Source organism: Campylobacter concisus (genome assembly GCF_003048875.2).
Classification (GTDB): domain Bacteria; phylum Campylobacterota; class Campylobacteria; order Campylobacterales; family Campylobacteraceae; genus Campylobacter_A; species Campylobacter_A concisus_AU.
On the sequence record NZ_CP049264.1, the window covers coordinates 1,581,731 to 1,593,709 of the forward strand.

At 33.4% G+C, this 11,979-nt stretch carries 10 protein-coding genes and 1 CRISPR repeat array (1 of these 11 running past the window's edge); of the genes, 2 read left to right on the forward strand and 8 right to left on the reverse strand.

The window, feature by feature from the left end; translation table 11 throughout:
• Positions 1 to 132: direct repeats of the CRISPR family, unit length 37 nt; unit sequence ATTTAAACAAATTTGACCCGATCAAGGGGATTGAAAC; it begins 881 nt to the left of the window's first position.
• Between the two features lie 438 nt (positions 133 to 570).
• Positions 571 to 1,530: a helix-turn-helix transcriptional regulator gene (locus CVT07_RS07870; protein ID WP_103608003.1), complete on the forward strand. Its 960-nt coding sequence runs from the start codon at positions 571 to 573 to the stop codon at positions 1,528 to 1,530.
• Here the strand turns inward: CVT07_RS07870 and CVT07_RS07875 are convergent.
• The 4 genes from CVT07_RS07875 to csx20 all read right to left on the reverse strand — a co-directional run bounded on the left by CVT07_RS07875 (position 1,527) and on the right by csx20 (position 4,701).
• On the reverse strand, positions 1,527 to 2,210 hold the full coding sequence (locus CVT07_RS07875) for a macro domain-containing protein (protein WP_103608004.1): 684 nt from the start codon (positions 2,208 to 2,210) through the stop codon (positions 1,527 to 1,529). The genes CVT07_RS07870 and CVT07_RS07875 overlap by 4 nt on opposite strands.
• 8 nt (positions 2,211 to 2,218) lie before the next feature.
• Positions 2,219 to 2,839 carry a DUF4433 domain-containing protein gene (locus CVT07_RS07880; RefSeq protein ID WP_159071311.1) on the reverse strand — a complete coding sequence of 207 codons (621 nt, stop codon included), beginning with the start codon at positions 2,837 to 2,839 and terminating at the stop codon, positions 2,219 to 2,221.
• Positions 2,840 to 2,908: 69 nt separating this feature from the next.
• Positions 2,909 to 4,231 (reverse strand): CRISPR-associated DxTHG motif protein, encoded by a 1,323-nt coding sequence (locus CVT07_RS07885; RefSeq protein ID WP_103572444.1) that lies wholly within the window; start codon positions 4,229 to 4,231, stop codon positions 2,909 to 2,911.
• Positions 4,232 to 4,326: 95 nt separating this feature from the next.
• The gene (csx20, locus tag CVT07_RS07890; protein ID WP_103608007.1) at positions 4,327 to 4,701 is read right to left on the reverse strand and encodes a CRISPR-associated protein Csx20; all 375 of its coding nucleotides are present in this window, start codon (positions 4,699 to 4,701) and stop codon (positions 4,327 to 4,329) included.
• A gap of 166 nt (positions 4,702 to 4,867) precedes the next feature.
• On the opposite strand from csx20, the gene CVT07_RS07895 reads away from it, so the two are divergent.
• Positions 4,868 to 5,005 carry a hypothetical protein gene (locus tag CVT07_RS07895; protein ID WP_159071312.1) on the forward strand — a complete coding sequence of 46 codons (138 nt, stop codon included), beginning with the start codon at positions 4,868 to 4,870 and terminating at the stop codon, positions 5,003 to 5,005.
• 244 nt (positions 5,006 to 5,249) lie between these two features.
• Here the strand turns inward: CVT07_RS07895 and CVT07_RS07900 are convergent, their stop codons facing one another.
• The 4 genes from CVT07_RS07900 to CVT07_RS07915 form a co-directional block, all read right to left on the reverse strand.
• Positions 5,250 to 6,431, reverse strand: coding sequence for an ATP-binding protein (locus CVT07_RS07900; protein WP_103608008.1), 1,182 nt, complete (start codon positions 6,429 to 6,431; stop codon positions 5,250 to 5,252).
• Positions 6,432 to 6,838: 407 nt separating this feature from the next.
• On the reverse strand, positions 6,839 to 8,419 hold the full coding sequence (locus CVT07_RS07905) for a DUF4435 domain-containing protein (RefSeq protein WP_103608023.1): 1,581 nt from the start codon (positions 8,417 to 8,419) through the stop codon (positions 6,839 to 6,841).
• Between the two features lie 23 nt (positions 8,420 to 8,442).
• Positions 8,443 to 9,642, reverse strand: coding sequence for an ATP-binding protein (locus tag CVT07_RS07910; protein ID WP_103608022.1), 1,200 nt, complete (start codon positions 9,640 to 9,642; stop codon positions 8,443 to 8,445).
• 134 nt (positions 9,643 to 9,776) lie between these two features.
• Entirely contained in the window at positions 9,777 to 11,918 is a 2,142-nt protein-coding gene (locus CVT07_RS07915) for a site-specific integrase (protein WP_107937620.1), read from the reverse strand.
• Between the last annotated feature and the right edge of the window lie 61 nt (positions 11,919 to 11,979).

The following is an 11,979-nucleotide window of genomic DNA, read 5'->3' on the forward strand; positions in this document are numbered from 1 at the left end:
TCTTTAGCAGCATTAGCTAATTTAAACAAATTTGACCCGATCAAGGGGATTGAAACTTTATGTAATTCAGTTGATAGCCGCTATCTTTACTTGGAATTTAAACAAATTTGACCCGATCAAGGGGATTAATAAAAAATGACAAAGCGTAGGCGCTTTATGTTATAAAAAAATGTGTAGTGCTTATATGCTTGTTGAATAAATTTAGATAAGAAGATGTGAGATGATAGGTTTTTGTGATTTGCGTAGATAAATAAAAGCTACGAAAACGAGCCATGAATTTTACTTCATGGCTTGCATGGGCCAACTATTTAGAAGTTGGCTTCATGCGAAACGTGCCCTTAGTCGTTTGGACTTTGGTATAGCCACCAAAGCTTTGACCCACTTTTTGACTAGCACGAGCAGATGAGTAAGATCTGCTTGAAGATGATGAAGAATAAGAACGTGAATAACCTTTTGCCATTTTGGCCCCCTTGTGTTGAATTATTTTGTTTTGTTGGGAGAATTATAAAAGAGTGTATGGACATATTGTGTATAATTCATAAAAAACTTTAGAATATAAAGGATAAAGTAATGGACGCTCAAACTAGGATACTATGGCTACTTAAAAAGCTAAATCGTGGCGAAATAATCGACACTGCACAAGACGAGCTATGGATAAATGAAAAAGATGAAACCCCAAGACTAAACTACAAAACCATAAGACGAGACTTTGATGCTATAAAAAGTGTATTTGGTGAGATAGAGATAAAGCGCACAGATCCTGGCTGCTACCAGGCTATCAATACAAATTTACTTGATGATCTACTTGATGAGAGAAAGAGGAATGTCTTAAAGATAATCTACACAATGCTTGCCAAAAACTCTCAAAAATTTAATGAAACCAGTAAGAAAACGGCTATATCTCAAGCTATAAACGAGTCTTTGGACGTTTATGACTTTATCACGAGTCCGATCGAGACAGAGCTAGACAAAAGCGTCATAAAAACACTAGAAGATGCAATACGCTATAGAAAAAAGCTCGCAATTGAGTATACACCTACAAGCAGATCCAATAGCAAAAAATTTAAAGAGGTGAAGCCATATAAAATTTTGCTAATCAATGAAAATTTATATCTGGCAAATAGCAACAACGAGTATGATTTTTCACTTTTTAGGATAGCTGGGATAGTAAATTTAGAGGCTATCAAAGGCGAAACATTTAACCACGACTACAACATCGACGACTTTATAAAAAATATCCAGACGCCGTTTGCGGTCTTTTCTCATGAGTGGAGAAGCTCGCTTGTAGAAGTACAGCTCGAGATCAGCCCAAAAAAGGCCTTTTTGTTTGAGAGAAAAAAATTTTTTCGATCACAAAAGATCATAGAGCACAAGTCAGACGGGGCGATCGTGGTTAGTTATCATTTTACGGATCTTAAAGAGATAGAGTTTTTTATAATGGAGTTTTTGGGATACGTTAAAATTTTAGCCCCAGTGGAGCTAAAACAAAAGATCATAAAAAAGATAGAAGAAGGTAAAAATTTACTCTAAAATAGCCTTTGAGGCATGCTTTTAACCAGTCTAAAACATGCCTCAAGGGACTTATCGCCTATGCCAGGAGCTTTTAGCAAAGAGCTTAGCGAGTGATATAGTCCGCTATCTATCGCATCTTTGATAGATTGAAATCTTATATTTTTTATACCCAAGATCTTGGTCTGCCTTTTTAGCTCATCGATATCAAAATTTAGTGCAAATTCATCGTATAGATCATCGCTTGCATTTTCATCAAATTCCCAAATTTCACACTCTATTTCTAAAGACTCCAGAAATTCCATCATCAAATTTATAACTTCGTCTTTATCAAGTCCGCCATTTGCGGCGCCAAGAAGCGGAAATGCGATGTGGTTGATATTTTTGCTAGCATATGTATTTACAAATTTTTCAAGGCCTGCTTTTATGTAGCTCATTTTTGATGGATCTTTCCAGTGCTTTTTGGTAGGGAAATTTAGCACCTGTCGCCCGTCAGCTGCTTTATATAGCCATAGCTTTCCTATATCTATTTTATTTGGGTTGTTCTCACCGCAAAGCTCGACATACCGCGCAAACATCTCAGGATAGCGCAGCCTAAACTCATAGGCTATACCAGCGCCCATGACGCCTACGCAGTTAATAGTATTTACGATAGTGTCTGCTTTGGTGTTAAATATATTTCCATATTTTAGTGTTACCATTTTTATCCTTAGAAAAATTTAGCCAGATCAACTATGACGTTGATATTATACATTTTAAGATCACCAGCTAGTTGCTCTTCGATAGCTTTTTTACTAGCTTGATCTTTAACATATATAGAGCGTATGTAACGGCTATAAACTACATCATTGATCAAAATTTCTGCCATCATTTTTTGTTTGATATCATTGTTTGCAATGCCATTGTTGCACCATCTTGAAGAAAAGACATCATCAAAATTTATAAAATTTGGATCTTGTAAATCGGGCAAATTTTTACTAAATTTAGCCTCATCTGCAGACGCATTGCGATTTGAGATCAAAAAACCATTGCGATGATCTTTGATAACCCGAACGTCAAGTCCTAGAATGATAACGCGAGCATTGCTTCTATTTCTATAGAGCATGGCATTGCGTGGATTAAAATAAAAAGGAACATAGTCGTGAATTTTATGTCCATATATGCGCTCAACCTTTTCGCGCCTTGCATTTACCTCTTGGTTGCTGATATCTACTTGTTTATAAGTGTTGTAGTGATTTTGCAAGCCATGTAGTAAAATGTTTTGTAAATTATTTCGGTCTGTCATATGGAAAATTTCTCTCATGCCGTCTAAGAAAGCTTGGTTGCTCATTATAACCTCCGTTATTTTTTCGGAGATTATAAGGGGTATTATAGACATATAGTGTCTAAAAATATTAAATTATAGGCTTTGTTGTATATTTATAAAATTATGGTATCTATCAAACAGCTTTTTTATCTCTTGTTTAATATGGCTAAATTCTTCTTCGCTGATATTGCCATGTGCAAAGTCGTTGCGTAGGTCGTCTAACTGCTTGTGATATTTTGCCAGTTCATTGCTAGAGCCAAATTTTGTATTTATAATCCGTCTAATCTCTTTTATATCTTCTTTTGAAAGTTCAAGATACTTTAAATTTTTCATAGTCCTGCCAACAAAGTCATCATCAGTTTCATAAGCTCTAGTTTTTAACGACTGAATAAAGAAATTGCTTATCAGATAATTTTTTCTAACGCCCATAGTAGAGCATTCATCTAAAATTTTCTTATACACGATAGGGATATTTCTTTCAAAAACTCCAACTATGTAACTATTCACACTTTCAAACAGCAGCACCAACGACTGCAGCAAATAACCCTTTTTAAACATATCTTTGGCTAATTTATACCTAAAAATATATGCGCTATCGCTCCAGTCACATATTTTATTTAGCCTATCTTTTAGATCCCTAGCTCTTGATATCAGTGCGATATCATCTATCTTGTCAAGTTCTTTGATCAACTCTTTATGCGAGCTTTTTAACTTTGCAATATTTAGGCTTAGTATATTATTTGAAAAATCGTTTAAAGCATTTACTAGCGACTCAAATTTCTTTGCTCTTATGTGTTGAGCCAAAGTATAGTTTTGAGAAAAAGCTGCGATCACAAAAGCAATGTTGGCAATATCTAAGTATTGTCTTAGATCTATTATCTCGTATAGCTTGGATTTTTCTATCTCTTTTGCAAATAAGATTTGATCTATTTGAGAGACATTTGAGAAATTTTGTATGAGTAGATCAACTAGCGCTAACAAAGGCAGATGCCTAAAACCATGCGTCACGTCAAAGACGATCTTGCCAACACCACCTTTAACTAGGTCATCTACAGCTCTTTCAAATATCTCAAATATAGCTTCAAAATTTTTCTCATCTGTGATCTTGTAGCTATCGTTAAAATTTATCCTAAAATTTACATAGTGTGCCATTACCTCTTCGTTAAACTCTCTAGCATCGGCAGTATATATGGGCACTATATTTTCAGCACCAAATTTATCTGCTAGAAGAGGTAAGGTGTTAAAAAATTCTTGCGAGTTATCAGGGCTCTCACCAGCAAAATAGTACTTAGCACAGCCTTTGGTTTTGATGTTGTCTTTTTGTCCTTGTATACCAAGGATGGTGATAACGGCTGTTTTGTTGTTGATCTCTTCACTCTGGGGTGGATTTGCTTTTTTGACTATAGTTAGCGGCATTTTGCTTCCTTTGAATTTAACAACTTATATTTTTGAAGTATAGGAGATTATCTCGTTTTGCAACTTGTGTTTTACTTAATAAAAAAAGGTAGGTTTTATAAATACTCCCTAAATTTTTCATGCTTAAATTCACGCCTAGTTACCAATTTACCATCTATAGCAAGCTCTTTAACGATGCGTTTAGTAGTAGCATAGATGGTTTTTATCCCGATATTTTTAGCAAAATTTATCATGTTATAAGTAGCGCCAAAGTCACCTTGCACCAGCAATATATCACCAGCTTCAGCTTCAAGCATCAACTCCTTTTTATATGTGTTTAAAGCATATAATATATTTTCATCTGCTGGGTCGATATTTGACCACGTATCGTCGGTAATGTTTATTATAGAGTCGATATCAAATGATTTTATAGCTTGATCTTTTTGCTCTTGTGTTAAATCATGGTTTATTAGAACAAACATTTTTTTCATTATTATTCCTTTTTAAATAAACAAGACGGGATAGTATCTAGCAAGTTGGACACATTGTGGCAAAAAAGGAGCAAAATAGAAAAATTGCTTAGTTTTTAATTTTTATGACACATGCTGTCGTTTTTGGGCTTTATAATTGCTGTACTTCTATAAAATAAGGATAAAAATGAAAACAAAAGCAAGAGACGTGGCTATAGTAGCGTCTATCAAAGGAAGCATCAGCCTGCATGTAAGAGTCGTGAGATCTAAAAAGACCTACACAAGAAAGCAAAAGCACCCAAAGGATGTTAGAAGGTCAACATAGTAGATTTATATAAATGCAAATCGCTCCAAGGCTATTGCACAAAATTTACATCCAGCCTATATCCAGTAGCATTAGCATAGGATTTTAAAGTAGAGCCAGTTTTTTCTTCGTTAAATCATTTTTTCAAATCTTTTGAAATTTTAGACACTATTTCCAATTTTGTGTTGTATATTCTAAAAAATATTATCTCACCGCCCTTTGGCAACTCTTGTTCTATTTGGTTTATTTTACTCATATATAAATCCTAATACAAAAACCCAAACAGCCAAAGTGGAATTTTATTTCCAACTCCTACTTCAATATCATCTGCTGCTATAAATGAATTTGGCATATCCTTAATCTGCTCAAAACTCTTTTTTGCTCCACCTATTTCAAATGTAAATTTATCATCCACTATAAAGTCGCCTTGTTTTGGGATATTTAGCCTATGTTTTACCCTTAGCTGATTGGCAAAAAAAGTCTCTCTTATGGTACCCGCCTTGCAATCATTGCCGTAAGCGTAAATTAAATTTGTATTATTCATATATATTTTTGCCGGCTTTACTAGCTTACTAAGTCCTCTGCTTTGCTCATCTATCATGCTTACTAGCCTTGCATCGTTTAAATAGGCAATGTAATCATACAGTTTGGCTCTACTTATCTCGGCAAGAGCCGCAATTTTAGTATAATTCACCTCAAACGGCTCGCTTTGGCAAACTACTTCAAGCAGTTTTTTAAGCTTATATGTATATTTTTGCTCAACTAACCCAAGAGACGTTAGATCTACGTCTATACTTAAATTAATAGTATTTAGCAAGCTTTCGTAGTATGAGCTTTGCTTATTAAAGTAGAATGGATAGTAGCCAAATTTGAGATATTTTTTAAATAGATTTTGCTTTATTTTTAAGTCATTTGCTATTGCCTGGTGGTCTTTTAGTATTGTTTCTAGGGCAAATTTATCTATCGTCATACTGTTTTCAAGCTCTAAAAACTCTCTAAAACTAAGCCCCTCTAGGCTAAATACGCTAACTCTACGCGATAAATCGCTCTTTGCATTTAGTATGCTTACCGCCGATGAGCCCGTAAAAATTACATTTAAAGGGCTCATGTCATATATGGTTTTTAGATGTGCAGCAAAATCTTCGTATTTATGAACTTCATCTAGTAACAGATATTCGCCACCATTATCTACAAATTCAAAAGCAAGTTCGCTAAGACTGGTAGAACCCAAAAATGGATAATCAAGACTTATGTATAGAGCCTTTTTATTTTGAGCTTTTAATTCAAGCAGCTTTTGAAATAGCATTGTAGTCTTACCAGCGCCACGAGCTCCCACTATACCGATAAGCTTCTCACTAAAATTTATTTCATTGTATAAATAACGCTTGTATGTTGTATTAAAATTTTTAAGAAATCTTTCTTGATACTGCTCTATTAAATTTAACATTTTTATTCCTTTATGTAATTGTCTATAAACGTAAACAATATTGAGGCATACTAACATGAAATTTTTTAATTGTCAATGTCTATAAACGATTATACTTTCATATAGTATTTTCAAAAATTTATGTAGTTTAGCAAACTTGAAGTTGGACGACAATTATTTTATCTGTCGGTTTATTAAAGCCACTATGAAACTTTAGATATACTTCTTTTTCTGTCATTATCTACGGGCTTATTTCAAATACTTATATTACAATCCTTAGATATTTAGGACTGTAATAGAATAATCTCATATTTGTGAGTTTATTTGATATGCTTATTAGTATTAGTAAAAGCAAAATTTATCAAGCCTTACTTTTCTACAATAAAGCAATCTTGCTTGCGAGATGCGAAAAAGACCGTAATGAAAGATCAACTTAAATCAATATCTCTTGGCAAATAGTTAGAAAAAATTTTAACTACCGTATTTTTATCTTCTCTCTCCAGGAAGCGCAACACTTGATTGCAGTATTCTTTATTTTTTAAATTGAAATAATGCCCTACGCTTTCTACAATTCCTTTTTCATTGAAAATTTTTAATATTTCTACATAGTCTTTAGCATTATCATATATTGTTAATTTTTCTTTTTGTATATCATCTATTTTAATTTTTGTACGTATGTCTTCGTATATTGTTTGCAAATCACATATTTCTAGCATTGATAGTTGAAATTTTAATTCCGAAATCACTGCATTATTGATCTGTTGCTGTTTTTGTTTTAAAAATCTATCTCTAATTTGTCTTTCTAATTCTAGAAAGTCAAATTTATCATATGCCATTTTGTTTGACATAAACTCTATAAGCTCTTTCACTATAAATAAATTCTCAACTTCCGCAACTTCTATTGCAAATACATTATCTTTTTTATATTTAGATATCTCGTATTCTGACCTAAAATCTCTATCTATCAAACCAAACGCCTCATTATTGTGCATATTCTTTATGGCATTAAAAGCTTTTGTGTATTCAATAACCTTTTCACAACATCCGCAAGGTATTATTTTATGATTATTGTAGATTAATGCGTATAAACGCGCGTCTAAACTATTACCATTTCCTTCTACAAAAATTATTCTTTTTCTGCTTCCTAATATATCAAAAAGCATATCCTCTGGAAATATATCGTCATTTACGTACTCATATTTCCACATCCCACTATTATATTCTTTTACCCAGACAATGTCTGATCCTGAGTGATTGGCTGCAAATTTTGTGTCATGAGTTATGTATATAAACAAACAATCGTTTCTAATTTTTTCTAACTCACTCCAAAGCTTATTCATTATTGAACCATGCAAGTGTAACTCTGGCTCATCTATTATTATAGTTTTATTTTCAGGTATGCATAAAACCTGTGCCGCCAAATAAAGTACCGAACGTTCACCATCGCTCATCTGCGTTGCAGAATATCTTTCACCATTGCAATTGCAAATAGCATAAAACTTGCTATCCTCTTCTATAATGGCTCTATGCGGAAAAATGGCACTCCAAATAGACTTTAGTTTATCTAGCGAATTAAGTGGAACATTTGGCTTTTCTTTACCTTCGCATTCAGCCTTTTTACAGTTTTCGACAAACTTTGAATTGGTAGTATTTTTATTGGCCAATAAAGCAGATAATACATAATCAAAATCATCAATAAGTTTTGTCACATATTCTTTACCATCCGACCAACGAAAATTTTTATTCAACGAGTAGCTATCGGATGCATCTTCACGTGCATACATGAAACCATTAACCGAAGCCTTTTCACTTTTTAAAGGGACCTCCTCATGAAAATTTAATTTTCTTTGACCACCTATTCTGTGAATTTTATCTAGATCCTGCTGCTCCATCCATGCTCCAAGTCTGCTTTTGCCAGAACCATTGGCACCTATAATTATTACACTATTACTTTCTGTTGATTTTAGATCAAACCCACCATCTTCTTTTGGTATTTTATATTCAAACACAGCATACTCCTAGTTTTAAATTATTAATACAAAAACCCAAACAACCATAATGGGATCTTATTACCGACCCCAACTTCGATATCATCTGCTGCTATAAATGAATTTGGCATATCTTTTATCTGTTCAAAGCTCTTTTTGGCTCCACCTATTTCAAAGGTGAATTTATCATCCACTATAAAGTCACCATTTTTGCCAGAGTAAATTTCAGTGATATTTCCAAGCTGATTGGCAAAAAATGTCTCTCTCACATTTCCTATATCAGGGCTATTTATATACATTAAATTTGTATTTTCAAGGTAAATTTTATCTGCCTTATCCATATTTTTTATAGCAAGCTCGTTTTTCATTAAAAGCCTTATAAGCCCAGCACTATCAAGCATAGCAAGATACTCTTTTAGGGTTCTATCGTCTCTTATATCAACAAGCGATTTTAGGCTTGAGTAGTTTGGCTGGTATGGGACGTTTGTGCTTATAGCATGAGTTAAAATCTTTAGTTTTCTTGCCGTATTGCCGTTTAAATTTGGATATATGCTTAAAAGATCGCTATCTATCGTAGATTCTATGCTTTGCCTTAGAGTCTGATAAAAGGCGGTATCATTTGGCATATCATTATAGTATGGGTAGTAACCCGCCTTTAGATATTCTCTAAAAAGTTTAATAACTGCTAGATCTTTTTGCTTTAAGACGTTATTGATATTAACAGCTATTTCCTGATGGTTTGCAAGTAAATTTTCAAGCTCAATAGCTTCTAAATTTATACCATACCTTAGCCCTGCATACTCCCTAAAGCTCATTCCACTCATCTTGTATACTATCGCTCTTCTACTTAGATCATGGGAGCTTTTTAGCACTTCAAGAGCAGACGAGCCTGTAGCTACTATGTTTAGATCTTTAAAATTATCATAGGCAAATTTTAATACAGCAGATATATCCTTACTCTTATGAATTTCATCCAGATATAGATTTTTTCCGCCATTTAATACAAACTCTCTTATAATCGAGGTTATATCGTTTGATATCTCTATATCATCTAAGCTTAGGTAAAGACTATCTTTGTTTTTACTAGCTAGCTGAGCTAGTGTAGTTGTTTTACCTATTCCTCTTTGTCCCAGGATAACGATAAGTCTATGAGATAAGTCCTTGGAGTCTATAAAGTATCTTTTAAATTTATGGTTGTTTAACCTTATAAGGTCATTGCTCTTTAAAAAAAGTTGATCTAGCATATTATCCCTTTATTATGTAATGTAATACAATTATATCATAAAAGGGTATGTAATAGACTACAAATATAGTTGATCTTAAAAGCCTAAACGCTTCTTTATTGTAAATGGCTATATACATTTACAATAAAAAGTACTCACCCTTCCCCTCCTTGATTAAATTTTACCTCTTCAACTAGATCCTTTAGAATTTTAGGAGTTACTGGCTCCCCATAAGTATTCATAGTGATTTTATATTGTTGTTCATGTCCTACCAGGGCAGCTATATGCTCAACCCTTTGGCCACTTTGGATGAGCTTGTTTATGAAAGTGTGCCTAAATGAGTGAAATGTTCTTGTTTTATCACCATCTTTTATAACTTTAGTATTGATCTTTTTTCTAAAATATTCAGAGAAGTCTTTATTATCACAGCTAAATAGCCTAACTGCTTTACCACATTTCCTAGCTAGCTTCTTTTTACTCTCTATAAATTCAAACAGCCCAATTCTACTTAACTTAGAGTGTATAGGAACAATCCTTGCAGAGTTTCTAGTCTTTAAAGTCTTGCTCTTACCAGTTTTTACATCTATTTTTGTATTTAAACTAAAGCATACTATGTTATATTTTTCAACTATATCATCTGTGTTTAGCTGTATTATCTCATTTAGTCTCATGCCAGAATAAGCTGCTATATGAGTAACGAAAAATAGCTCATCTTTGCTAATTCTTTGACTTTTGGTATCACCACTTGATCTAATCTTACTAACAATATCCAAAAGTGCGTTTACGTCACTATCTTCATAAGGATTTTTATTTGTAACGTCATCTTGGTTTAAATCTATTTGTAGATCCACCGCTGGGTTCTTATCTATATAGTCGCTATCGTAGCAGTATTTAAAAAACTCACTAACTCTAACAATATACTTCTTAATGGTTGATTTAGAAATTTTTGGTCTATCTTTTGCTAAAGCTATGATCTCATCTATGCTCTTATCTTTATAGAGACTATTTTGAGAGAGCTTGGTTGGTAGTTGTAGTAAAACATTTCTAAAATTTAGTAAGTCATCTCTTTTTATCTTTTTGATGTCTAGCTCGTCGCCAAATTTCATAGACATTAGCCGTCCTACATGTCTAACAAGACCAAATGTGCTATCACTCCAGTTGTTTGAAATGCTTGTGTTTGATACATAGTTTTCAAATGCGCTCTTTAGCGTGACGATGTCAGCTTTGCTTTCGTTTTTAGCAGTTGAGTCTAGCTGCGATTTAAAGCTTTTAGCTCTACTTGAGAAGAGCTTTTGGAAGAAATTTATAGCTTCATTGAAAGTCATGCCACTAGCATCACTTGTATCATCTATCGCAAGGTCTTTAGCCTCAATGTCACTTAAAACTATGCCCTTATCTTCATATTTATCTGCCTTATATAGCTTTACCTGACCACCAAAGCTAGGATCATTTAAATTTCCATATCCAAATTTTAGATCATCACTTAGCTCATTGTCTCCATCTGGTGATAGCTCACAACCAAATATTCTTAGGATATCGTTTTGTGTGAGTGCACCCTTTTGTTTTGCTAGCTCATTTATAGCATCTCTTAGCTCACAAACAGAGTGCTTTAAGGACTTTTTAGTAAAAGGCAGCACCAAGTCCTGTTTTTTTAAAGTTTCTATGTCGTCTTGATAGCTATCTATGTTAGCCTCTTTAACACCTTTTGCTATCTTGTCTTTAGTATTATCATCTAAATTTGCACTATTGTGCTTTTTACCAAGTGGTACAAATGTCTGTTGCTTATAATTTAATAACTTTTGGTTTTTGCACATCTTATATGATATGTGATTTATGTTATCTATCGTTACCTCAAGCACTCTTTTTCCAAGAAGCTTTTTGGTTTGAGGATCAGTGCAAGATAGCTTTTTGCAGATCTCATCAACCTCTTTTGATATGACGCCGGGCAAGCTATCTTCTTTTAAACTCTGTTTTAAAAACAAATTTAGTGATAGTAATCCATCTAAATTTATATATCTGCCAAGCATATCATGCTCTTTGATACTTTTGGCCTCCTTGGCTTTTAAAAGCAAAAGCACCAAGTGCTCTATAAGTTCGCTGCTCAAATTCATCTTCCATGCCTTTTTGATCGCGTTAAAAATTATAGAGTAGATCTTAGCACGATTTTTTGCTGTATCAAAGCGTTTTGTGAGGAAGGAGGTTATGTATTCGGTTTTATTACCAAAATAAGGCCTCAAATATAGTGGAATGGCTACTCTAAAGTAGTATATGCCATTTCGTTTGACTAGATATTGCATCTTTGTTACCTATGCAATATAACTTTGTAGCAAAATGTAGCAGATACCTAGTGTGAAACTG

Coding starts and splice junctions, on each gene's coding strand:
- CVT07_RS07915 (WP_107937620.1), bottom strand. CDS start 11,918: ATGCAATATCTAGTCAAACGAAATGGCATATACTACTTTAGAGTAGCC.
- csx20 (WP_103608007.1), bottom strand. CDS start 4,701: ATGAAAAAAATGTTTGTTCTAATAAACCATGATTTAACACAAGAGCAA.
- CVT07_RS07900 (WP_103608008.1), bottom strand. CDS start 6,431: ATGTTAAATTTAATAGAGCAGTATCAAGAAAGATTTCTTAAAAATTTT.
- CVT07_RS07895 (WP_159071312.1), top strand. CDS start 4,868: ATGAAAACAAAAGCAAGAGACGTGGCTATAGTAGCGTCTATCAAAGGA.
- CVT07_RS07880 (WP_159071311.1), bottom strand. CDS start 2,839: ATGAGCAACCAAGCTTTCTTAGACGGCATGAGAGAAATTTTCCATATG.
- CVT07_RS07885 (WP_103572444.1), bottom strand. CDS start 4,231: ATGCCGCTAACTATAGTCAAAAAAGCAAATCCACCCCAGAGTGAAGAG.
- CVT07_RS07870 (WP_103608003.1), top strand. CDS start 571: ATGGACGCTCAAACTAGGATACTATGGCTACTTAAAAAGCTAAATCGT.
- CVT07_RS07910 (WP_103608022.1), bottom strand. CDS start 9,642: ATGCTAGATCAACTTTTTTTAAAGAGCAATGACCTTATAAGGTTAAAC.
- CVT07_RS07875 (WP_103608004.1), bottom strand. CDS start 2,210: ATGGTAACACTAAAATATGGAAATATATTTAACACCAAAGCAGACACT.